This window comes from Mesorhizobium sp. ORS 3428 (assembly GCF_001854785.1).
Classification (GTDB): domain Bacteria; phylum Pseudomonadota; class Alphaproteobacteria; order Rhizobiales; family Rhizobiaceae; genus Mesorhizobium.
Window position 1 is genome coordinate 14,783 of sequence record NZ_MDFL01000124.1, and the last position, 22,965, is coordinate 37,747.

25 protein-coding genes are annotated in these 22,965 nt (G+C 59.8%); 7 read left to right on the plus strand and 18 right to left on the minus strand.

The genetic code is table 11. From position 1 onward, the window contains the following. Positions 1–726: 726 nt before the first annotated feature. Positions 727–1,311, plus strand: coding sequence for a sigma-70 family RNA polymerase sigma factor (locus ORS3428_RS18275; protein WP_071099701.1), 585 nt, complete (start codon positions 727–729; stop codon positions 1,309–1,311). 6 nt (positions 1,312–1,317) lie between these two features. Here ORS3428_RS18275 and ORS3428_RS33545 read toward each other — a convergent pair whose 3' ends face one another. The 13 genes from ORS3428_RS33545 to ORS3428_RS33070 all read right to left on the minus strand — a co-directional run bounded on the left by ORS3428_RS33545 (position 1,318) and on the right by ORS3428_RS33070 (position 11,657). Further along, the gene (locus tag ORS3428_RS33545; RefSeq protein ID WP_172833699.1) at positions 1,318–1,494 is read right to left on the minus strand and encodes a hypothetical protein; all 177 of its coding nucleotides are present in this window, start codon (positions 1,492–1,494) and stop codon (positions 1,318–1,320) included. A gap of 191 nt (positions 1,495–1,685) precedes the next feature. Continuing rightward, positions 1,686–1,904, minus strand: a complete 219-nt coding sequence (locus ORS3428_RS31610) for a hypothetical protein (protein WP_083355202.1) — start codon at positions 1,902–1,904, stop codon at positions 1,686–1,688. Between the two features lie 51 nt (positions 1,905–1,955). Beyond that, positions 1,956–2,900: a class I SAM-dependent methyltransferase gene (locus ORS3428_RS18280; RefSeq protein ID WP_244508025.1), complete on the minus strand. Its 945-nt coding sequence runs from the start codon at positions 2,898–2,900 to the stop codon at positions 1,956–1,958. Next, positions 2,861–3,850, minus strand: coding sequence for a GNAT family N-acetyltransferase (locus ORS3428_RS18285; RefSeq protein WP_071099703.1), 990 nt, complete (start codon positions 3,848–3,850; stop codon positions 2,861–2,863). The genes ORS3428_RS18280 and ORS3428_RS18285 overlap by 40 nt, the downstream gene beginning before the upstream one ends. Beyond that, positions 3,847–4,827, minus strand: coding sequence for a glycosyltransferase (locus ORS3428_RS18290; RefSeq protein ID WP_244508027.1), 981 nt, complete (start codon positions 4,825–4,827; stop codon positions 3,847–3,849). The genes ORS3428_RS18285 and ORS3428_RS18290 overlap by 4 nt, the downstream gene beginning before the upstream one ends. Positions 4,828–4,907: 80 nt before the next feature. Beyond that, positions 4,908–5,753, minus strand: coding sequence for a PIG-L deacetylase family protein (locus ORS3428_RS18295; RefSeq protein WP_071099705.1), 846 nt, complete (start codon positions 5,751–5,753; stop codon positions 4,908–4,910). 7 nt (positions 5,754–5,760) lie between these two features. Then, positions 5,761–6,693, minus strand: coding sequence for a beta-xylosidase (locus tag ORS3428_RS18300; protein WP_071099755.1), 933 nt, complete (start codon positions 6,691–6,693; stop codon positions 5,761–5,763). Next, entirely contained in the window at positions 6,686–7,447 is a 762-nt protein-coding gene (locus tag ORS3428_RS18305; protein WP_071099706.1) for a TIGR04290 family methyltransferase, read from the minus strand. The genes ORS3428_RS18300 and ORS3428_RS18305 overlap by 8 nt, the downstream gene beginning before the upstream one ends. A gap of 2 nt (positions 7,448–7,449) precedes the next feature. Next, entirely contained in the window at positions 7,450–8,247 is a 798-nt protein-coding gene (locus ORS3428_RS18310; protein WP_071099707.1) for a sugar phosphate nucleotidyltransferase, read from the minus strand. Continuing rightward, positions 8,247–9,347, minus strand: coding sequence for a CgeB family protein (locus tag ORS3428_RS18315; protein WP_071099708.1), 1,101 nt, complete (start codon positions 9,345–9,347; stop codon positions 8,247–8,249). Before ORS3428_RS18315 ends, ORS3428_RS18310 begins: the two co-directional genes overlap by 1 nt. A gap of 12 nt (positions 9,348–9,359) precedes the next feature. After that, positions 9,360–9,956: a histidine phosphatase family protein gene (locus ORS3428_RS18320; RefSeq protein WP_071099709.1), complete on the minus strand. Its 597-nt coding sequence runs from the start codon at positions 9,954–9,956 to the stop codon at positions 9,360–9,362. Beyond that, complete coding sequence (locus tag ORS3428_RS18325) at positions 9,953–11,056, minus strand: inositol-3-phosphate synthase (RefSeq protein ID WP_071099710.1); 1,104 nt, start codon at positions 11,054–11,056, stop codon at positions 9,953–9,955. The genes ORS3428_RS18320 and ORS3428_RS18325 overlap by 4 nt, the downstream gene beginning before the upstream one ends. Positions 11,057–11,366: 310 nt before the next feature. After that, positions 11,367–11,657, minus strand: coding sequence for a hypothetical protein (locus tag ORS3428_RS33070; protein WP_131802916.1), 291 nt, complete (start codon positions 11,655–11,657; stop codon positions 11,367–11,369). 44 nt (positions 11,658–11,701) lie between these two features. Between ORS3428_RS33070 and ORS3428_RS18330 the strand changes: the two genes are divergently transcribed. The 6 genes from ORS3428_RS18330 (at position 11,702) to ORS3428_RS18355 (ending at position 17,960) form a co-directional block, all read left to right on the plus strand. Then, entirely contained in the window at positions 11,702–12,148 is a 447-nt protein-coding gene (locus ORS3428_RS18330) for a c-type cytochrome (RefSeq protein ID WP_071099711.1), read from the plus strand. 74 nt (positions 12,149–12,222) lie between these two features. Then, entirely contained in the window at positions 12,223–13,296 is a 1,074-nt protein-coding gene (locus ORS3428_RS18335) for a c-type cytochrome (RefSeq protein WP_244508028.1), read from the plus strand. Between the two features lie 172 nt (positions 13,297–13,468). Then, the gene (coxB, locus tag ORS3428_RS18340) at positions 13,469–14,530 is read left to right on the plus strand and encodes a cytochrome c oxidase subunit II (protein ID WP_071099712.1); all 1,062 of its coding nucleotides are present in this window, start codon (positions 13,469–13,471) and stop codon (positions 14,528–14,530) included. Then, a complete protein-coding gene (gene ctaD / locus ORS3428_RS18345) occupies positions 14,527–16,440 on the plus strand; it encodes a cytochrome c oxidase subunit I (protein ID WP_071099713.1) in 1,914 nt (637 codons plus the stop codon). The genes coxB and ctaD overlap by 4 nt, the downstream gene beginning before the upstream one ends. Next, positions 16,441–17,037, plus strand: a complete 597-nt coding sequence (locus ORS3428_RS18350) for a cytochrome c oxidase subunit 3 (protein ID WP_071099714.1) — start codon at positions 16,441–16,443, stop codon at positions 17,035–17,037. After that, complete coding sequence (locus ORS3428_RS18355) at positions 17,037–17,960, plus strand: cytochrome c oxidase assembly protein (RefSeq protein ID WP_083355196.1); 924 nt, start codon at positions 17,037–17,039, stop codon at positions 17,958–17,960. The genes ORS3428_RS18350 and ORS3428_RS18355 overlap by 1 nt, the downstream gene beginning before the upstream one ends. 95 nt (positions 17,961–18,055) lie before the next feature. Here ORS3428_RS18355 and ORS3428_RS18360 read toward each other — a convergent pair whose 3' ends face one another. The 5 genes from ORS3428_RS18360 to ORS3428_RS18380 form a co-directional block, all read right to left on the minus strand. Beyond that, a complete protein-coding gene (locus ORS3428_RS18360; protein WP_071099715.1) occupies positions 18,056–18,214 on the minus strand; it encodes a DUF3309 domain-containing protein in 159 nt (52 codons plus the stop codon). 105 nt (positions 18,215–18,319) lie between these two features. After that, positions 18,320–19,612 (minus strand): UDP-glucuronic acid decarboxylase family protein, encoded by a 1,293-nt coding sequence (locus ORS3428_RS18365; protein WP_071099716.1) that lies wholly within the window; start codon positions 19,610–19,612, stop codon positions 18,320–18,322. A gap of 23 nt (positions 19,613–19,635) precedes the next feature. After that, on the minus strand, positions 19,636–20,745 hold the full coding sequence (locus tag ORS3428_RS18370; RefSeq protein ID WP_071099717.1) for a CgeB family protein: 1,110 nt from the start codon (positions 20,743–20,745) through the stop codon (positions 19,636–19,638). Beyond that, positions 20,742–21,836, minus strand: coding sequence for a CgeB family protein (locus ORS3428_RS18375; RefSeq protein ID WP_071099718.1), 1,095 nt, complete (start codon positions 21,834–21,836; stop codon positions 20,742–20,744). The genes ORS3428_RS18370 and ORS3428_RS18375 overlap by 4 nt, the downstream gene beginning before the upstream one ends. Continuing rightward, complete coding sequence (locus ORS3428_RS18380) at positions 21,833–22,963, minus strand: CgeB family protein (RefSeq protein ID WP_071099719.1); 1,131 nt, start codon at positions 22,961–22,963, stop codon at positions 21,833–21,835. Before ORS3428_RS18380 ends, ORS3428_RS18375 begins: the two co-directional genes overlap by 4 nt. Positions 22,964–22,965: the final 2 nt, after the last annotated feature.

The window sequence follows — 22,965 nt, forward strand, 5'->3', positions numbered from 1 at the left end:
CTTGCAGACCGGAGGATGGCAAGCCGCTGATCGCAATACATCGCCGGCAAATTCGAACGCGACCCCCTATGGCGGCAGCTGTGCGCCCATGATCGTTTCTGCTCAAATTATCAGTTGAGCGCCGAGACTCCGCGCGCTCGTTCAGTCGGAGTTGGCAGCGGGAATCTCGCTTGGCATGATTCCGCGATAGGCGCCAGCCGAACTGGCGGCGAGTCTAGGCGCTGAATTGCAGGCCCCATGCAGCGCCAGTGCGCAGCTGGGCAGCGTGAGAAGTGGCCGCGCTGACGCCAGGGACATTCAGGTGGGTCTGCTTTGCCGGCGTAGACCGACGGCTAGGCTCATTGTGGTCACTGTCATCGATGGCTGGTTTGCGAATGGACACCGCCCGGCGCCGAGACGCCGCTCAAGGCCTGTCCAGCCTCTGCCGTTTCGCCGTTCCTACAGAGGAAGGTTCGGCCGGATCAGCTTTGAAGCGCACCTGATGAACGATCGCAGGATCATGGCGGCTTGGTCAATTACCGGAGCACGGATCACCCTGGGTCATCACCACGGTAGCAATCTTGCAGCCTCTGGTGGTCTCGTCGCGAGTTGGTTCCTGTAAGTCGATTGGGGATGCAATCATAGGTCGTGACCTTTAGACAAGTTCGTTGGGGCCAGGAACGATCGTCTTTTTCACGCATTCTCCATAATCAATCCGTGTCAACTTTCGCTACCGGGGTTCGAACCGTGTTACCTCAAGGCCGTGTTGCGCCTGGCCGCGTATCGGGCGAAATCGCTGTCGTCGATCTTATTCCCGCCTTGCGAGCTTTTGCTCGCAGCCTTTGCCGTGTGCCCGATGATGCCGATGACCTGGTTCAGGAGACCTTGACCAAAGGACTTGCGAACTTGGWCAAGTTCGAGCCGGGAACGCGCCTGAAGTCCTGGCTTTTTACCATCATGCGCAATACGCACTATACGCGGGTCAAGGCGGCCGCGAGAGAATCACCTGGGCTGGTTGATTGCGCCTCCAGTCGACCAATTTCGGAAGCCTCGCAGGACTGGTCGATTCGGACTAAGGAAGTCTACCAAGCTATCCAGAGGCTTCCGCCGCATCAGCGCGAGGTATTGATGCTGATTGGTGTGTTGGGTGTCAGCTACGAAGAAACTGCCGAGATATGCGATTGCGCRGTCGGAACCATCAAAAGCCGTCTCAACCGGGCGCGCTCGAGCGTGTTGGAATTTCTTGATGAAAGCTCATCCCAAGCGCTGGTCGAAAAACGTGACCATCTTCCTGAGGATCATTGGGACAGAGGTGCTGACAGACATCGATGAAGGTCGTCAGCTCTCMGTTTTGCAGCGACGCTTCAGGATGAGCGCATTCTGCAATTCGATCGCGAGCTTAGTCAGGCGGTCAGGGACTTTCTCCCGCTCGATGGCGGTCAACAACGATGCAATCTCTTGGTCTATCGTCAGATTCGCCTGACCGGCGAGATCGCGCTGGCTCGAACGAGGCATGGCATTCTCATAGCAAACAAGGTCCCATCGAAATTCAGTGAGACCATAGGCGGCCAGAGTTTGCAAGGCGCATTCAGCCGCCGTTCGGCTTCGTCTCCGCACTAGGTTGTGGACAGAGCGAAACCTACTGCCTTATTCCAATACCTGATCCGTTTGCGCGATCGCCAAGCACCTAAACAGCCACCAAAAGCTCAATCTTCGGGGAGTCGGTCCGCTGAGTGGTCCTGATATTGATCGGACTTGATCCGATTGCTGTCGAGGCCGCGTTCTTTTGTATGCTGCTTTTTATCCCTATTCGACAGGATGACATTTTCGCCAACCAAGTCTTTCCGAGCCGTCGCCTTCGCCCCTGTCCCTGCACCTTTGCCCTGACTGCCGCGACCCATATGTTTCTTACCGCCGGATGCCATCATTCTCTCCCGGAATCCGCCAACTTATGCGCCCGAACTTCGGTCCGTCCGTTATGTTCCGCCGGTACGACGAATAAGAAAGGCAGTGCCGTCCCAGCGGCGGAARGGCATCTCAGCATTGACGACGATGTCCATGGAATATGCATGGGCGAGACGGCGGACGTCGGAGGAATCGGCAATAGGTGACAGCCGGTATGAATAGTTGAGAATTGCCGCCATGCCGCCAGGGCGCAAGACGCGCGCGATTTCACCGAAGTGCCGCTCGGCGACGCCGGCGAGCACCAAATAGGGGAAACTATCTACCGCCAATACGCCGTCGAAACTGGCGTTGACAAATTCGCTGAGATCGAGGCCTGAGCTCTGGCGGAATTCCACATTAGCGAGGCCGGYGCACCGTCGACGCGCGACAGYGATCATCCTGCAGGAGATATCGGTACCAACAATATGCTTTGCCTTGGCGTGAAGCGCGAATTCGAAACGACCGATGCCGCAGCCGATATCGAGAATTGTGTTGCCCGCGCCGGTAAAACGTCGTYGCTCCAGCCAGGCCGCGATTTCGGCTGTTGTAGCCGAAAGCTTTTCCTCATCGGCAAGGGAAGAAAGCTGGACGCTAGCCGCCGGAGATATAGCGACCGYCTCGTCAAAGCTCCTGGCCAGCCTACTGACCGTGATCTCACTTGTTTCGTCGCCCGGGGGGGTATGGCACACTGAAGCCGACGTCGACCGTAGATCGTCAAAGGCGTCAACATAGCGGGAAAGCAGTATGGCCGTGTCCTCGAGCCAGCCTCTCTTGTGGACGGCGTTTGCTCGCATTTCCAGTGCGATCTCCGCCAATTCGATCGCGCCGATCGCCGTCTTGACAGCCAATCTGGCGACCGCGACTTCGGCGGACAGGTCGTTTGCCATGCAATTTGCGAGAATGCGCCTCGCCGCTATTCGATCTTGCTTCGTCGGTGTCATGGCGCGTTCCGGGTCCAAACTCGTTGCGTCGTCCATCGGTCGACTGCTCCCCAGCTGTATTTGTAGCGCTCACGACCGCGTAGAAAATCGAACTCTCGCGCGCCGTCCTGAATTGCTTCGTCGATAGCCTTACCAATCAGAATGGAACCGGGGCTCTGGTCTGAATAGGCAGGGTCGAAGCCGCCGAGATAGGCGTAGGCTCGGTCGCGGTGATGGAACCCGTAGTAGGCACCGACGACCGCACCATCGATTTCGATCACCCAACACCGTGCCAAATGGTTCTCGGCAAGACGAGGCAAGGCATTACGATGAAATCGGATGGCGCTATCGGTCAGCACGCCGCCACCCTGTCTGGCCCACCGAGCCTTATGTAGACGGATTAGTTGATCGAGAAACACCTCCGAAGCGCCCTCCGCTCGCTTGATCGCTACACGGCCTCTTTGTTGCGCTGCTTTCAGAGCTCGACGTAGCTGGCGTCTTCTTCGCGCCGGAACCGAGCAGGCAAGCGCTCCTTCGCCAGCCAAGGAAAGTACTGGGCAAGCGGTAAGGCTGGGAGATCGGCTGTCTTCAATATGGCCCAGCGCAATGTCCAGGGCTATGGCCTCGGCCGGAAGGTTGGGCAGGATCCAWTGTGACCATTTGAGCGAAAGCACTGCTTCGGCAATCAAAATCCCGACGGCTTCTTCAAACTCAGGTGCGCATAGAACATCGAGATAATCGCTCACCGATATCCCGATCGGAAGGAGGAGTGAACCGGAAGCCTGGCGTTCGAGGTAGAGCGGTGCCAAGCCAACGAGATCATTTCCGCTCCATACTGCGATCGTTGAGAGATCGCCCGGCGCGAATGTCCGCCACCATGGCAAGAGCCAGGCGGGTGATTGAAAAGGCGTAGCAGAGCGGCATTGCGACCAGAGCGGCCACCAATGCGGCTCGAGATCGTCGAGCCCATCTCGGTCCCGGATGACATCGGCACGCAGGTGGCTCATCGAACGGTCCCGAACCGTACGCGCGACGCGCCGAGGTCCGTCAATGCCCGATAGACATCCATATAGGCTGAGACCATGCGATCGAGCGAGAAGCGAAGTCGCGCCTCGCCAAGGCATATTTCATTGTTGAGGTCAGCCGACGCGTCGATGGCTATCGCCATCTCGTCAACGTCATTGACCAGAAAGCCGGTCTTGCCGTGCTCAACTACGCTGGGTAGAGCGCCATTCGGGAAGGCAACGACGGGCGTGCCGCAGGCGAGCGCCTCCATGGCAACAAGCGAGCTCGTTTCTGCGGCAAGGCTCGGAATAACCAAGCAGCGGGCGGCATTGAGAAGCCGGCGCTTGGCAGAAAAGCCGAGCGGTCCCAGAAAGCGCCGCCGCCGGTCAAGCCGAGGCTGCACCTCGTCGGCGAAATACTGAACATGTGTCTGGTAGGGATATAGTTGCCCTCCTATTGCAAGCGGCACTCCGGAGCRCTTCGCGGCTTCAATCGCCAAGTGTATGCCTTTTTCCGGGCATATCCGGCTTAGCACGAGCGCGAAATTGCGGCGCGACCGCACGTCGTTCAGCGCATCGACATCGACCCCATTGGGAATGGGTGCGATCAGTCTCGACCCGGGAGGCGCGGTCTTGTGCTGAGCCTCAGAGACGGCGTGCAGCCACAGATTTTGACGAACCGGCCTCAGCACTTCGGGCGGGTACCAAGAGAGCGGCAGGTGCAGTGTCACCAGTGTCGGGCCGCCGTCGGGCAGATAGGCGTCGAAATCGATGCCGTGCAGGTGAACGACATCGATCGGCCAGCGCGCCCTCGCGGCTGCGATCGCCGCACGATGCGCGCACTGGGCGCGGCTCTTTGCCGTTTCGTCAAGCGCGCCTGTTTCGGCAGGCGTCTCGACCAAGGTCCCTGCCGCGCTGGAACCCCGGCAGGCGACGACGATGGAATGGTGGCCCAGCCTCACCAGTGCGCGATCCAGCATTGACAAAACCTGCTCGGCGCCACYGACCGCATCTGGACCGACCGGTGCGAGTGGATAGGCAACGTTGAGCACGGTAAGCGTCATGGCTGATCGAGCCGAAGCTCCTCAAGTGCGGTGGCCGCCGCGCTCAGCCACGTCGAAGGCTCGAAGCCTAACGGCAGCGATTGATAGTAGAGCCTTCCGCTATTGGGCAGTGCCCGGAAATCGTAGGCGCGTGCTAAGCGGAACCGCTCGGTCGACCCGAAGAACGGTGCAAGTGTCCGCTGCTGCGTCTTATGGCTGGCCAGCATGATCCGCTTGAGCCGAAAGGCCGCTTCGGTTAGGCAGACCTCGAGGCGATCCGACCCCGGATCGTCGACGAAATCCTGGAAGATCGGGCCCYCCGGCCCCGCCGCATAGAATGCCATCTCGACGATGGTTGGYGCCGCGCACCGGTCGCGGCGCAGCAAATGGCATGCCGCATGGACCGCAAACGCAGTGGCGTCGTGATCGGGATGTCCGCCTTCGAAGGGATGGGTGCAGACAAAACACGTCTCCGCGGCGGCGAAAAGGCAGGCCAGTTCCTGCGCAATTGCGACAAGATGCTTGGCCGCCTCAGTGTCGGGGTAGGCAAGGCCGGTCAGGTTTGCCGCCGACAAACCCGCCGCTGACAATGCAGCGACCGATTCCTCACGCCGGGCACAAGCATAGTCTTGCCAGGTCCTGAAACCATGTGCTTTTGCGTCGGCAAGATTGCGCGGCGCTCCGTCGGTCACATGCACGATACGACAGGCGGGCAGCGCGGCAAGATGGCCGCCGATGCCGATCGTTTCATCATCTGGGTGCGCCACAACAATTGTCACACGGGCACCTAGATCGATGTCGTTGCCGGTCAGCCGTGTGGCGAATTCTACCAGCGGATTTGATGACTGTTCGGCGGACGACATTGCGGMCTCATGCGGCCGAGACCCGCCGCATCGGCGTCGCGGTGCTGCACACGCYAGGTGCGTAGCGGCGCATCATGCTTGAGCAGAATTCAGCGAATTCTTCGGCCAACTGTGGAGGGCTGGTATGATGTGGCTGCAGGCCTCGATGTTCGGGTGTAAAGCAGAAAGTGACGGTGACGTTGAAATCTGCAAGGGCTTCCATCTGGCGGTCAAACCAATCGAGGGCATTCGGCCTGAAGCTGTCTGCCCAGGAAAGGCCTGTGCGCAGGTTAGTCACGCCCAGCCGCTTCATCCAGGCGACAGCATCGTGCAGCCGATGGTCCTCGAAATGGAACCACTGGACGATCCCCATTTCCGGAGTGTGGCGCTGGAACTCGTCGAGGRCCGGCTTGGGTGTGCCGTCCTCGCGCAACAGACCCATGTAGAAATGTCGATAATAGGAGGAGCCTTCTACCTCTCGATGGCGGGTGGTCGCTCCCCACGCGTGAGGCAAATCATATAGGCTGTACCATTGGACGCGGGGTGCATTTCCACGGAGGAGTTCTGCCGTCCGTCGCAGGCCCCAGACCTGAACCTCCTCGGCGCCGAAACTCGACACACCGGCTTCGCTGACCCAAATCGGCAGGTCAGTAACTTGGGAGATCTCACCGAGCTTCTGCGGCCACTCGTGAATGTTCCAAAGATTCCAGTCCAGTGGGAATCCGTGCACGGCGACGGCGTCCACGTGATCCAGCACGCCATGCCCTTTCATCAGCGACATGAAGCCGGCATCGATGGGCGAAATGCCGCCAAGAACTCTGGTGATCGCGGGATTTTCGAGCCCGATCGCGTCGGCTGCCAATATGRCCATGTTGGCGAAGCGGCTCCAGTCCGGATCGAGCTCGGGGTCCCAATGCGACTTGTTGTTGGGCTCGTTCCAGATCATCGCGGCTTCAATCATCATTTTGTCCTTTCGACGGGTAGACCGCTCCTTCACCGGCCGGCTCACCGGACACGCGGCAGAAATATACTTCGTCTTCCGGGTGAAGCAGGATTTCGAAACCTGCGCTGCGTAGCATTGCCTCGATGCCGCCGCGGTTCGGGATCCACCAGTTGGTTGGGTCATCCGCGTAGCGATGCTCGATGAAATGYAGCTTTGGAAACTCTGGTCGATCGAACAGATCATGCGTCCAGAATTGGTAGTTCTCCTGAAGCGTGAGGACTTCGCTGCTTCCGCGTCGCATCGACTGGAAGATCATCAGATCGCGCGCGACGTGCTCGCGGATCAGGTCAAGCGCTAGTAGCGGATGACGAAGGTGGTAGAGCACGCCCATGAAGAGCACGATATCGAAGGTTTCGCCGAGCGCGCCGATGTCGTAGACCGACAGCTCGCGGAACTCGATGTCGCAATCCACGATTTCGGCAGCAAAACGCGCCTGCGTCAGATAGTCCGCATCGAAGTCAATGCCGAGTACGCGGTCGGCGCCACGTCTCTTCATTTCTATGGAATAGAAGCCGGCGTTACAGCCGATATCGAGTACCGACTTGCCCGAAAGGTCAGCCGGGATCRCATCCGCGAATTTTTGCCATTTGATCAAGGGGTAGTTGCCGAGAAAATGGTTGGGTGCTGTCTGCACGCCGGCCAGTTCCATGTTATGGAACCAAGRCCCCAGCGCATCGATGCGGCGGCGAATTTCCGCATGGGAATGCAGCATGATCAGCCTCCTTCGCCTGCCAAGGACGGCACCTGCGAACGGATCGGCGGTGYGGGCATCGAGGTGCCATCCGCCGCGTCATAGCTTTCAAGCAGCCGGAGCGCCGTTCGGTAGCCGTTGAACGTGCCGACATCGACATAAGCCGAGCCCGCTTTGATGCCCCACGCTTGGCCTCCTACGGACAGGTACGCATTGATCAGCGTTCCGAAATACTCATCGCGACCATCCCGCGCGCGCCACAGCGCCGCGAGCCGGTGAAAGGTGCAGCCAGGCATTTTGAACGCGCCCCAAACCCAGTCGGAGGCTGCATTGCGTTGCTTGACCTGGATTTCCTCAACCCTGGCATCCTGATCGACGACCACGGCGTCGAAAAGCTCCGGCCGATCTACAGGAAACAGCAGAAATGACAGCCGGTCATCTGGAAGATGGCAGAAACCGTCTTCGGGGAACCAGATTGTATCCGGCAGACCGATGAGGACTGTCTCGTCCGATGGAACGAGGGGGGCGGCGCGGAAGATCGCATCGCAAAGGCCGATCGGAGAGGGTTGCGCCACGAAGATGGCAGCCGCGCCCTCATAGCCTGCTGCATAGTATTCGAGTATGTCCGACTTACCCGAACCGATGATAAAGCAGATTCTGTCGACGCCGTTGCGCATCATCCGGCGCACCAGATATTCGCTCACCGCGCAGGGACGCTCGGTTTGCCCGTCCATCCGGCTGCCCACCGGCAGCAGTTCCTTGGAAAAACCAAGCGGTTGAATGCGRCTGCCGCGACCTGCCGCAGGCACGATACCCAACATCAGACGGTTTCCTTCATCGGTTCGTTTGCTGACGCCCCAGCGGCATCGTTCAGCATTTTGTCCAGTTCCGCAGCGCGGCGCGCGGATGTGTGTTCGTCGAGAACGCGTTCGTGCGCTCGGCGCCGTAGTGCTGCGAGCTCGCGGTTTGACAAATYGAGCGCGGCGACCACATCGTCGGTGGAATGTGCGAGCAGGATTTCGTTTCCGGGTTCGAAGAAATTGTCCAGGCCCTCCCACGCATCGGAAATGATCGCGGCGCCRCAAGCTGCCGCTTCAAACAGCCGGCCCGACGGACACCAACCTTTCCGTGCCATCGCCCCGCGGGTGACGTTCAGGGTGAGGCGTGACGAACAGAAAAACGCCGGGTGGTCGGCAGGCGGCAGATGCCTGACGAAGAAGATGTTGTCGCTCCAAGGAAAATCCTGCGGATACTGTGCGCCGCCTATGACGAAGCGACAATCGCGCTTCCGGACTGCGGGCGCGACCAGCAGTTTCTCGACGCCTGCCTGGCGATCTTCAGCATAGGTGCCGAGATACGACAGATCGCCGGCAAACTCCACTCTGGGCTGCGCCGGTCGATGGTGCTGAGGATCCACATGTCCATAGAGCGGCAGGACGAGACGCGCGCCCAGAACGGTCTTGAGTGCATTGAGCGCTGGGCCGCCAGTGTAGCTCAGCACCAGATCGAAATTGCGAAGTCCTTCCGGACCGAAATAGGGCGGTTGATCGCCCTGCTCGATGCGCGCGAGCGTCACCGGGGTGTCGAGATCATAGAATACCTTGAGCCTAGGACGGCTCTCTTGCGCCAGGCGTGAAGCTTCGATGGCGTCCGGACAGTAGGATGTAACGATGACGACGTCGGCGTCCCGGATGGCGATCGCCGCGGCGTCGGCAATGTCACTCCAAGCGCCATAAAGCACCAAAGCGCCGCCATCGAGATGGTCCAGGTCTCTAGYGCCGGCGTAATAGGGCTTGTCGTGCTCGAAGAACGTGATGCGCCAGCCAAGTGGCGCTAGTGCACGTATTAGCCCGCGCCAGAGCGTGRCATGACCATTTCCCCAAGAGGAGGTGACAGTGAGGCCGAAGATCACCATCCGCATTGGGCAGCTCCATCAGGCAACTTCGTTGAGGCGGATGAGCTTTGAGCCCCAGTCGCCATGGACGACTGTGGTGATCGAGGCGGGCTCGACATCAAAYCGGAAACAGTCGCCCAGCTGCAAGCCAAGGACCTGGCACACCGCAGCCTTGATCACGTCTGCGTGGCTGATCAGCGCAACACACCGGTTTGGGGTTTGCTGACGCAGCACATTCATCAGGCCGATAATTCGTTGCTGCGTATCGTGCATTGTCTCGCCGCCTGGCGTGCGGGCGTCGTGTCGCTGGTGGTTCCATCGCCGCCAAGCGGCATCAGCATTGAGTTCTTCGAACGTCTTGCCGGACCATGCGCCGTAGTCGATTTCGTCCAGTTCCTGGCGGATCGAGATTTGCTCGATGCTACAGGCGACGGCGATGGGTTTCGCGGTTTCCAACGTGCGCTTGCGTGGGCTGCTCAGGATCGCGGCAAGCGACTCCCTCGCCATTCGGCGCGCCAGACGTCGCGCCTGTGCCTGGCCGGCGCGACAAAGCTTGATGTCTTCCAGACGGCCGGCCAGGTAACAGCCAAGGTTGTCATACGCGGCATGCCGGACGAGGAAGAAGGTCGTGGTCATTCCGCGGCGTCGAGCATCGGCTCGTCCCTGCCGGCGATGAAGGCGAGCGTCCGTAGGCGGGCTTCAGCGTCGGTGAACTGCTGCGGCGGTGATTTCATGAAATAGCTGCAAGGCCCCGTCAGCGCCCCTGCAATGCCGCGATCGAGAGCAAGCTTCGCGCAGCGTATGGCATCGATCACCACTCCGGCGGAGTTGGGCGAATCCCAGACTTCCAACTTGAGCTCGGCATTCAGGGGTACACCGCCGAAAGTCGTGCCTTCGACGCGGATATAGRCCCATTTGCGATCAGTGAGCCAAGGCACATGGTCGCTGGGCCCGACATGAATGTTACCGGGTTCGAGCGGGACATCAATCTGACTGGTGACCGATTGCGTCTTTGAGATCTTCTTCGATTCCAGCCGCTCGCGCTCCAACATGTTGAGGAAATCGGTGTTGCCRCCGAAGTTGAGCTGGTAGGTCCGGTCGATACGAACCCCGCGCTCCCGGAACAGATTGGCGAGCAGACGGTGAACAATGGTGGCGCCGACCTGGCTCTTGATGTCGTCGCCGACAAGCGGAAGACCGCGCTCTTCGAAACGCCGTCTCCATTCCGGCCTCGAAGCGATGAAGACCGGTATGCAGTTGACGAAAGCGCATCCGGCCGCCAAAGCGCATTCGGCATAGAAGCGGGTGGCCGCTTCCGACCCGACCGGCAGATAGGATACCAGAACCTCGGCTCCGCTTTCCCGAAGGCCTGCGGTCACGTCGGCAACAGGTTCATCCGCTTCCTCAATCTCGTCGCGCAGGTATTTGCCGATACCGTCGAGCGTCGGTCCACGTGCTACGCGGATGCCCATCGGTGCCACTTCGGCAAARCGGAAGGTGTTGTTCGGGGCGGTGTAAATTGCTTCGCCCACATCGCGCCCGACCTTGTTCTTGGCGACGTCGAAGGCACAGACGATCTCGACGTCTTCGACATGATAACCACCGAGATCCGTATGCATCAGCCCCGGGATCGGCTCGTTGCAATTTGCTTGCCGATAAAAGGTGAGGCCTTGCACAAGGGAGGATGCGCAATTGCCRATACCGACAATGCCGATACGAACCTTTTTCGATGTCACGAAATCTTCGCCTCTGTTGTTGGAGGTAAGTTCCTCGCTGCCGAACTGCGATCAGCCTCGAATGTTCCTCGCCGGACGGAAAAATTGCGAAGCCGAATAGTGGCTTGCGTCGGCCACCGTCAGCAGACGGCGCAAGCGTCGCATCACTCCATGGCCGATGCGCTTTCTGTCGCTCACCTGCGTCACGGCTGCCGTCGCTTCCCTGCTCTGATCAGGGGGCGCGCTTTGGGAGGCTGGGTGTTGCTCGAAGAGGCAGTTATTCGGATTTCAGCTGGCCTCTCGCTCGGTCTGCGATCAACTTTAGACTAGCTCACCGGTTAGGGCGGCCTCGATCGCAAGGCCTTGGAAGGAAATGAACCGGGGTCTTCCTGGTGATTGTGAAGCTGCAGTTCGTCCTCATTTTCTTGAACAGGCGTTCGGGATTGCCCGAAACTCGGGCAGCTTCCGCCAGCAGGAAGGTGACGATCAGCCGAATTGCGTTCAGCCGGCCCTCAACTTCCTCAGCAGGAATATCTGACATTTCTCTTCCCATTTTTTGGAAAGCCGCAAGGCGGTCGGTTGTGCCGATCCAGCAGGTTTCATGATCGTCGGCAAACCGCATGGAACCCTACCCAACCTCCCCAGTTAAAGCGCGGGAGAAGTACTATGTTCTCAAACCTCACCGTCTTCCTGCTGATGGGCTGCACTCTCTGGTTTCCCGGTGCAGCAGAGAGCGAGCACCGGCGTGCGCGGCCCTTCGAGCCTGCGGTGGTGGCGACATTCCTGACAATCGGAATTGCGCAGCGGGCCAAAGAGCAAGCCGGATCGCAATACCAGCCGAATAGTGGACTAGGGTTGTTCCTGCGCAACGGTTGCGGCGCGTGCCACACCATAAGAGGCAGTGAGGCCCACGGGACGATCGGCCCGGACCTGTCTCATATCGGATCGCGAAGAGYGATYGGCRCCGGCATCCTGCCGAATACCGATGAAGCCATTGCACAGTTCATTGCCCGACCCGACCTGGTGAAACCAGGCGTGAAAATGCCGGCATTCGATATGCTTCCACAAACCGATGTTCAGATGATCGCGCGCTATTTGAAAGCCTTGCAATGATGCCAGATTCTCGGATCCGTCCCTGGCCACAGCCATCCAGTGCCAAGTCCGGTGAAGAAGATGAGATCGCTAGGGTGGCAAACCAGCCGACGGTCATCCGGCTGAAGCATGTCCTCTTCGGCTCCATCGGTCTGCCTGTGCTGATATTGTTTGTAGCCTGGATCGGCTTTTTCAATGTTGGCGCCAGCACCGGCCATTGGAAGGTGACGGCTTGGTTCCTCGATCTCGCCATGCGCTCGGCCGTGCGCACATACGCTTTGACGGTGACCGCTCCGAAAACTCTGGACAGGCGAGAGTTGCCGGCCGCTGCCGGGCATTTTGCGCGAGGCTGCGCGATTTGCCACGGCGCACCTGGCGAGCCCCGATCTGCGGCGGTGCTGCGAATGCTTCCGCAACCGCCGGATCTCGCACGGACTGTCGGAGATTGGACCGACGCTCAACTGTTTCGGATCGTCAAGCATGGAATACGCTTCACGGGCATGCCGGCCTGGCCGGCCCGCGACCGCGATGACGAGATTTGGGCAATGGTCGCCTTCCTGCGGGAACTTCCGAAACTCAATATGGACGAATTTCGGGCACTTGCCTTTGGCAGCGAACTGCACCCTGGCGCTCCGGGCGCACTCGCTGACTGTGTGCGCTGTCACGGAGACCGCGGCGAGGGCAGGGGTGATCTCATGCCCGCCCTGGYTGGCCAAAAAGAAGCCTATCTGCGCTCCAGCCTCCAGGCCTTTGCCAGCGGAGATCGCACGAGCGGCTTCATGGCTTTGCCGACGACCGGCCTCTCCCCGGCAGAAATGGACGCGCTTGCCAGGCATTTTGCGACACAACCGCCGATCTCCATGGGTCGCGGTCAAAGCCCGGGCGAGATAATCAACAAAGGACAGCAAATCGCAGAGGCTGGATTTCCAGAACGGAACGTGCCTGCCTGTTCTGGGTGCCACATCGGTTCCGACAGAAACCCGGTCTTTCCGGGGCTTGACGGTCAGCATGCCGCATACCTCGAACAGCAGCTGAAGCTATTCAGGTCCGAGAGCCGGGGCGGCACGCAGTTCTGGCGCATCATGGCGACCGCGGCCCAACGTCTCACGGATRATGATATACGAGCAGTTTCGGCCTATTTTTCCGAGCGATCCGAAGGCTCGCAATGAAGCGCGTCTCGGAGCCTCGCAGAATCTCGGCTAAGACGGCGAGGGCACATATTGCGCAAGGAAGACCGAGGTCGATTTAAGGAACTTTCTCTCGCTCTGTCTGTTCAAGCACGGGCGGACCGTGAAAGCGGACAACCGATGAAGCATCCTCTCCCGCGGGTTACCACGCTGAATGGACTTCCGGCCGGCTCACGAGATCCAGAATTTTGGGTGCGGCGACCGCCCCGGGCGTTTGCTGCTGCAGCTAAGGCGCGTAAATGCCGCAAAACAGAAGAACGCCGCCAACCAGGCAGAAGGCGAGGAGCGTCGCCACGTAGAATCCCGGCTCGCGGAAAATTCTGGCGTCGTGTTTCAGGCTCACGGATGCGCCTCCTCGGCAACGGACGACCCCAACAACGCGGAACAGCAACAGAGGGTTGCGGATCCCGCGCTCCCTCTTGTTCTCAAAGCCTGTCTAAGGGCGAGGTTGGCCAGCCTCCTGGGTGCTGTCGGCGGATACGCTCTCTTATCAGGCTGCGCCGGTGCGCAGTCGGCTCTCGATCCGCATAGCGAGCAAGCCGACACGGTTGCTGTTCTGTTCTGGACCTTTACCGCCATACTCGGTTTTGTCTGGCTCCTCACTATGGCAGGCCTGCTCCTGGCGCTAACCCGCCGGCGAGACGGTCGCGGCGAATCTGCTGAAGTGCGTCCAGCCGTCAAGCGGCCTATGATCGTCGCCTTTGCCGGAATGCTCGCGTTGAGCGCCATCGTTCTATCAGGCTTGGCCGTGCTCAGCTTCCGCGGACAAAGAACGATTTTCGGGAGCGGTGCCGGTGCCGTGCTGACGATCTCGGTAATAGGGCATCAGTGGTGGTGGCAGGTCCGCTATGAGGGCGACAATGGCTTCGAAACGGCGAATGAGATTCGTATTCCGGTTGGCAGTCCAGTCGACATCAAGCTCATGACCGCAGATGTCATTCATTCATTCTGGATACCAAGCCTCGCTGGCAAGCTTGATCTCATCCCCGGCAAAAGCAACGAGCTCCGAATTGAAGCAAGCAAGCCCGGCGTATATCGCGGCCAATGCGCCGAATTCTGCGGTCAGCAGCACGCGCATATGGCGATCTTCGTCGTGGCACTGCAGCCACACGAATTCGAACGCTGGCGCATCGGCCAAGCCGCGCCGGCAAAGCCGACCGCTTTTCTCACGAAGCAACGCGTCTTCACCTCCGCTTTGTTGGAGAGTTCGCAATGAGCCTTGGGATCGAAGTGCGCCATGAGATCCGCGACACCGAACTCGGCGACGAAGAACTGCGCGCTCGATTGGCCAAGACCTGGGGCACTACGCGTGGTTTGATCGGCGTTCTTTCGACCGTCGACCATAAGATCATCGGGCTGCGCTATGCCGTGACCGCCTTCGCCTTCCTGCTGGCGGGCGGCATCCTGGCGGTGATTATGCGGCTGCAACTTGCGCGGCCTGACAACGACCTCGTCAGTGCCGAGCTCTATAACCAGCTCTTCACCATGCATGGCACGACGATGATGTTCCTGTTCGGAGTGCCGGTCGGCGAGGCGTTCGCCGTCTACCTGGTGCCGCTTATGGTCGGCACGCGCAACATTGCCTTTCCGCGACTCAACGCTTTTTCGTACTACGTCTATCTGTTCGGCGGACTGATGTTATGGGGCGGCTTCGCCTTGAGCATTCGCCCGGATGTCGGTTGGTTCTCCTACGTGCCGCTCGCGAACCTGGATTTCACTCCCGGCAAGGGGCCTGATTATTGGGCGCAGATGATCACTTTCACAGAGGTTGCTGCGCTCGCGGTCTYAGTCGAGATCATCGTTACRGTTCTGAAGCAGCGCGCGCCGGGCATGACGCTTGACCGCATCCCGCTCTTCGTGTGGACCATGTTGGTCCATTCCTTCATCATCATCTTCGCCATGCCGGCGGTCATGCTCGCCTCGTCGATGCTGATCATGGATCGGCTGGTCGGCACGCAATTCTTCAACGCTCAAGCGGGCGGCGATCCGCTGCTCTGGCAGCACCTTTTCTGGTTCTTCGGCCATCCGGAAGTCTACATTATCTTCCTGCCCGGGACCGCTTTCGTCTCGTCGATCGTTGCAACTTTCTCCAGACGGCCGGTGTTCGGCTATCTGCCAATGGTCTTGTCGCTGATCGCGATCGGCTTTCTGTCGTTCGGCCTATGGGTCCACCATATGTTCGTGACAGGGTTGCCGCAGGTAGGCGCTGCATTCTTCACCGCCTCCTCTATGGCGATCGCCATTCCGAACGGCGTGCAGATATTCTGCTGGATCGCTACGCTCTGGGATGGCAAGCCGGTGTTGAAGACGCCGCTGATCTACGTGCTCGGCTTCTTCTTCATCTTTGTCATCGGTGGGCTTTCGGGTGTCATGCTGGCGTCGGTACCGATCGACGCGCAGGTCCACGACACCTATTTCGTCGTCGCCCATTTTCACTATGTGCTGATAGGCGGGACTGTCTTTCCAATTGTCGCTGCCGTCTACTACTGGTTCCCTAAGATCACGGGTCGGCTGATGAGCGARCGGCTCGGCAAATGGCAGTTCGCTCTTGCCTTCATCGGCTTCAATACAGCCTTTTTTCCCATGCACCTGCTCGGCCTCCATGGTATGCCGCGCAGGGTCTACACCTACCCCGCAGAAATGGGCTGGGGCGGGCTCAACCTGCTCGCCAGCGCCGGTGCGCTGCTGTTCTTCGTGAGCTTCCTGCTCATGCTCTACAACATGGCAGTCAATGCCCGCTCGGGCTCTCTTGCCGGCGACAATCCGTGGGGCGCCGACACGCTGGAATGGGCGACCAGTTCGCCGCCCCAGCCGCAGAATTTCGACCGCATTCCCTACGTCACAGGCGCGTCGCCGCTATGGAGCCAGGGCGACGACAGGCCGGTGGTCAGCGGTCTTAAAGTCGATGAGCGCGAGCTGATCGTGACGAGCATCACCGAGGCGCGGCCTGACATTAGAGAGGAATCGCCGGCGCCGTCGATTTGGCCTTTTCTGGCGGCGTTCGCCACTGCCGTCGCCTTCATCGGTTCGATCTACACGCCATGGGCGATCACTTGGGGTTCGCCTGTCGTTGCCATTGTGCTGATCGCCTGGTTCTGGCCGAAAACTACCGAGGAGAACGTCTAGATGGACCGCACCATCATGGATGTCTCCGGCTTGCCTACCTACGCCTTCGGTTCGCGTGTCACGCCTTGGTGGGGAACCCTTTCCTTCTGCCTGCTGGAGGGGACGGGGTTCGCACTTGGCATTGGCGGGTATCTCTATCTAGCCGTCACCAACAGCAATTGGGCAAAGGACGCTGTTCCTTTGGATCTAACCTGGTCCGCGACGTTCACGCTCATCCTGATAGTCAGCGCGCTGCCGAATTTTCTGATAAGGCGGGCAGCKATGCAGGAGAGCTTGCGCTCGGTCCGTCTGCTGCTTCTGGTGATGAGCGCGGTCRGTCTGGTGCTTGTCGGCTTGCGCATCATGGAATTTTCGGTCTTGCCGGTGCGCTGGAGCGACAACGCCTACGCTTCCTTTGTTTGGCTTCTTCTCGGCCTACATGGCGTGCATGTGCTGACCGACGTCGCCGACACGCTGGTCCTGACCGTACTGATGTTCACGCGGCATGGGTCCGGCAAACGCTTCAGCGATGCAGAGGACAATGCGTTCTACTGGTATTTTGTCGTCCTGTCGTGGTTGCCGCTCTATGCAGTCCTTTATTGGCTGCCGAGGCTCTGATGCGGGTCGTCCCCAGCATCGAAAAGGGACAATTGCCAAGGACGCTGGTTGCGGGGCTGTGCATCGTGCTGGTTCCGGGCGCCGCATTCGCACATGGCGCTGAACAGCACCCTGACGGCTGGTTCCCTCCCGATATGACTGTCGCCCCGCTTGGCCTCGCGTTGCTGCTCTACGTTGGTGRCTTGGCGCGGCTTTGGGGACAGGCAGGAGCCGGGCATGGCATCGCGTGGTGRCAGCCGGGCTGCTTCGCGGCGGGGTGGGCACTACTTTTCGCAGCTTTCTTGTCGCCTCTGCATGGATTGGGCGAGCGGCTCTTCGCGGCGCACATGATAGAACATGAGATCCTGATGGTCGCAGCAGCTCCTCCGCTTGTCCTCTCGCGGCCGCTCGGCGCCACACTGTGGGCATTTCCTCCCACCATTCGGCAACAGCTCGCGGGGGCGTTACGATGGCCATTTGTTCGAACCATATGGCGAAGTCTGACAGAGCCGGTTTCCGYAACGATCCTGCACGGCCTCGCCATCTGGTTGTGGCATATRCCAGTTCTGTTCGACGCTGCGTTGGCGAGCACGCCGATACACTGGCTGCAGCATTTCAGCTTCCTCGCAAGCGCGTTGATCTTCTGGTGGGCTTTGCTCAATGGCCGAGCGCGCCGGAAGGGCTACGGCGCTTCGCTATTTTATTTGTTCTTCACCTCCATGCATTGTGGGCTGCTCGGCGCGATTTTGGCTCTGTCGAAAAATGAGATCTTTATCGCCAGGAACTCGGCAGCGCCGCAATGGAACCTGACAGCGTTGGAAGACCAGCAGCTTGGAGGCTTATTCATGTGGGTGGGTGCTAGCGCGTTCTACTTGGCAGCTGCACTAATCCTGGCTGGCCTTTGGATCAGAAGTGGATCGTCCGCTGTGAAGAAAATTTGCTGAGGTGCGAGTTGCATCCGAAACCCAGCAGCCGATACGGCAAGCCTCCGATGCTGTCAGCCAGTCGACCGAATGAGGAYGGTAGCGAGACAGATGCCTCAAATCCTGCCCATGGCAGCCAGGATCACCAGGATGACAAGCAGGGCGCCGACCAGGCCCGAAGGTCCATAGCCCCAACCCGACGAATACGGCCAAGTCGGGATCGCGCCGATCAAGAGCAAGATGAGAATGATGATGAGGATCGTGCTGAGACTCATACCAGCTCTCCTTCTCGGCAAGGAGCTCGTGCAAAGATCGGTGCGGCAATCTGGAACGAAACTGTCCGTGGGATCCRGTGGCCTTAGTCCAGCCTGCGCAGCATGTCAGCTTCCTGTTCCAGGATTGCGGCAACCTCTTCGCGTTGAAGGTGCGTCATCATCAGGCTGACGCAACATTCGAGGTACGTGATGGAGGCTCGTCGCAGGAAGGCGRCTGTTTGCGCGGCCGCCATCTGCTCGATGTCTTTGGTTGATCGCTTCGGCTTCACGACTACGTTCTCCTCGCTGGCTTTTAAGTCCAACCAGAACCGCAGTCGGATGTTCCGCCTGGGCGAWAAGAACGCTGGCCGAATCCGGGGCCTTGGAGTTGAATTTTCCTGATCTGCGCGCGCCAGGTCTGCCGTTCGTCGAGATCGCCGGCACCATCGACGTGTCATCAAGGTCGGCGAAGTGCATTACGGTTTGCAGCAAGCCCTGCCTGAGGGGCACTTTGGGCGACCAGCCAAGAAGCGCCTTCGCTCGAGCTATATCAGGGCGCCGTCGTCGAGGATCGTCCTCCGGCAAGGGCAGGAATTTCATGGTCGATCTGGTGCCGGTCAGTTCCTGCACCAGGCCTGCCACCTCCAGAATCGTGAATTCTCCGGGGTTGCCGAGGTTGATCGGCTGGCGCGGATTAGGCTCGATGTCCATGAGGCTCAGCAGCCCGTCGACCAAATCGGTGACGTAGCAAAAGGATCGCGTCTGTCGGCCGTCGCCAAATATCGTCAACGGCTGCCTTTCGAGTGCCTGCATGACTAGGTTCGAGATAATGYGGCCGTCGGCAGGGTCCATTCTCGGACCATAAGTGTTGAAGATGCGCGCGACACGAATGTCAGCCATGTCGGCTCGGAGATAGTCAAAGCAAAGCGTCTCCGCCGTACGCTTGCCTTCGTCGTAGCAGGCGCGCGGACCGATGCAATTCACATGGCCGAGATAGTCTTCGCGTTGCGGGTGCTGTTTAGGATCACCATAGATTTCGCTGGTTGAGGCTTGCAAGAAGCGTGCGCCGTCGTGGACGGCAAGCTCAAGCAAGTTAAGCGTTCCGATTACGCAGGTACGTGTAGTGTGAACCGGGTCAGCCTGGTAGCGGGGCGGCGATGCGGCGCATGCCAGGTTGAAAATGCGGCCGATCGGTTCACCTGGCTCCAGAGGACTGCAGATATCGTGCTCGATCAGTCGAAAGCGCGATTGGCCTATAAGTGAAGCGATGTTCTCCATCCGTCCGGTCAGAAAGTTGTCGACGCAGATCACGTGATAGCCGCTATCAAACAGGGCCTCGCATAGGTGCGAGCCGAGGAAACCGGCGCCGCCTGCGACAAGCACCGTCTGTGTCTGTTGAAGCTTTCTTGAACGCCGCATCTCTATGTTCTCCTATGTGCCTGTCACGCTGCACTTTCGACATGCAGATCGAGCACCGGGCGTATCCGTGCCGGTTGCGTCAGCGCGGAAGTGAACTCACGTGCCCGAACGGCTCCGGTGTGTCTCGCCAGGACTATCGAGCGAGCCTGCCTGGCCATGCTGAGCCTTGCCCGGTCCGATTGCCCGAGGAGGATCCCGGTTACGTCTTCTGCGCGACCAGCCGTCCGAATCGCAGATTTCGGGAAGAAGCTTTCGAGGCCAGGCCAGYGATCGCTGATGATGGGGGTCGCGCAAGCAGAGGCCTCGAAAAGCCGCACGCTGGGCGACCAACCGGCCGCAATCATCGACGCGCGTGTCAGGTTCAGCGTGTACCGCTGCATGCTGTAGAAGGCGGCATGCTCGGCGGGGGGCAGGTGCTCGATCCGCTCGACGTTGGGAGGCCAAGTGATGTCGGGAGGATATTGCGAACCGGCGACCACGAATCGTTGTTCCGGCAGCCTTCGCGCTGGTTCGACCAGTAGCGCTTCCAGCAATAATTGCCGGTCCGGGCTGTAGGTGCCGAGATAGCCGAGATCCCATTTGATCTTGCTTCGCGTCCGATGGTGCCGCTCGGGGTCGACGGAGCAATAGAGCGGTTCCGCTCGACGCGCGCCGAATTCGAGCTCCAAGCGATCGAGGGTCGGTCCGCCCGTGAAGGAGAAATAGATGTCGAAATAGGGAATCTGCCGACGGGCGAGATAATCGCAATCATCTTCGATAATCCTTGCGAGCGTCACTGGCGTGTCGATGTCATAAAAGCAGAATTGCCCGGTGCAAATCGACGCGAGTTCGTCGATCACTGCCCGGCCTTCAGGTACGAACGAGCCGACAACCACAACATCCGCGCGCTGCAGGGCCTGTTTATGGTTGCGACGGAGTTCGTCGACGGTGTCGTAGTAGCGTAAGTTGCAGAAATCGGGGTCGCGCAGATCGCGTTGATGCGCGTACCAAGGCACATCACGTTCGAGGAATGTGACGCTGTGACCGAACTGGTTGAGCGCCCGTAACAGCCCCCGGAACGTGGTCGCATGGCCATTGCCCCAGGAAGATGACAGCGAAAGGCCAAGGATCACAATATTGAGTGCTTTCGTCATTCCGCAGCCTCCACGGTACGGCCCTGGAAACGCGCCTTGAAGATCGCGTCAACCAGTCGAGCCCTCAGCGCGTAGGTATGTTCGGCCAGAACACGGCGTCGCGCCGCTGCGCCGATCGCCTTCGCTCGCCGTGGCGTAAGCGTGCGCATGATTTCGGCGACTTCCGTGCCGTCCCGCGCGACCAGGATTTCTTCGCGGGGCCTCAGGAACATCTCGATGCCGACCCAAGCGTCTGTGATAAGACATGCCCCCGCACCAGCCGCCTCAAAAACGCGTGTTGCCGGCGAAAAGCCGTTGCTGGCCATGCTGTCGCGGCTGATGTTCAGCACCGCCTTTGGCGTGGCGTTGAAGGCGTTGTGATCGCGTGTACCAACGTGGCCGAGCCACGAGACATTCGCAGGCAATTGCTTGTCACCCCAGCCGGACCCGCCGAGCAGAAATCGTTGGCTGGCCAATGCGCGAGCTGGCTGAAGGAAGAAGCATTCGACCCGCGCCTCGCGGTCCGGCAGGCGATTACCGAGAAAGGCGAGATCGCAGGCGAAACGCGGATTCCCGGCGACCGGGTAGTGCGTTTCGGGATCGAGCGCATTGTAGACCGGCACGCATTCGGCCGCGCCAAGCGCTCGATACTCACGCACGACCGGATCGCCGCCGCCATAGGTCAGGACCAGCCCGATCCTCTTCAGCTCTTCGTGGAGTGGATGGTCGGGATCCTTTCGCAACTCGCTGAGCGTCGCAGGGGCGTCGACGTCCCAGAACACCGTGAGCGCGTCGTTACGGGCGTSATTGAGCACGGCTCGCATCAGCGCTTCATCTTCGAAGCCGACGCCACTTGCCTTGACGACAATATCAGCGTGCGCGGCGCGGGACGCGACCTGCATCAGAGCATCCGGCGTCGCTTCATAGACGACGACGTCGCACCACTCGGGGATCTCGATGTCGCGGTGGTTCTGCCGATCGAAGGCGTCCGGTTCATAGAAAACGATTTCGTAGCCGCGCTGGGAAAGTGCCTTCAGCAGGCCCCGATAATAAGTGGCTGCGCCGTTCCAGTAGGACGATAGCAGGCTCGATCCGTAAAAGGCGATCTTCACGCGACGGCCTCCTTTGCTGRCATCTTGTCGACCGCATGGCGATTGCCGCATGCGGCAAGTATGTCGAACAACTCGCGCGCGCGGCGCCGGCATGTGTGCCGCGCAAGAATGGTTTGCAGCCCGGCTGCCGCCAGTTCCTCTGCTAGCTGGGCGTCATGCAGCACAGCACGCAAGTGTCGCCGCATCTCCGCGCCGTCGCGGGCAAAAAGGAAATCCTTGCCGGGACGGAACAGCCCTTCGACGTCGGACCAGGGCGCTGAGATGAGAGGAATGCCGCAGGCCAATGCCTCGAACATGCGGATTGTGGGAATGCCGGGCAGGTGTTCCCGGTAAGGCCGGCGCGGAATGTGCACCGTGGCGCGATGCTGTGCGAAGACCTTCGGGACATCGGCATTGGCGATCCAGCCCTCGTAGCTAAGGCCCGCGTTGGCCAATTCGGCACGCGCGTGCGCGGGGTAGCGTACGCCGTGAACGGTTCCCGACAGTCCGAGCTCGCGCGCCGGCTCGACGAGAAACTCCTGGATTTCAGAGCTGCGTTCGTCGTCGCCCCAGTTGCCGATCCAGATCAGGTCCGAGACGCGATCGACATCGGAAGACGGCTTGAACAGCCGTTCGTCCGCCGCCTCATGCCAGGTGAAAACTCGCTTACTCCAACCGGCTCGAAGATAGCTCTCCCGCAACGCCTCACCGAAGACTAAAACACCCTCGTAATGCTCAAGGCTCAGTGCAGAGATCGACTGCGTCGCCGATACTGCGCGATGATGCGTGTCGTGGAACAGCAGCGTGAAATTGCCGCCGTAGAGCTTCGCTCTTCCGATGCGTGCGACCAGATCCGGGTCAGTCCATTCGTGGACGATCACCACGTCCGCGTCGGCAATCCATGCTTCGTGGTCGAAAGAAGCATCATAGGTCACGGGAACGAGTTCGGGAAAATCCTTCCGGAAGCGTTCGATAGCGAAAGGCCCTTGCTCGGCCAGCAGGTTCGAACGGCTCCATCCGTCCGCGGGCTCGAGTGCGAGGGCATGATGTCCGTTCGAAATGAGCTCGCGCATGATACCGCGCTGGAAATGCGCGTTGCCATGATTCCAATCGGAAACGACGGAATGCGTGTAGAAAACGAAATGCATGA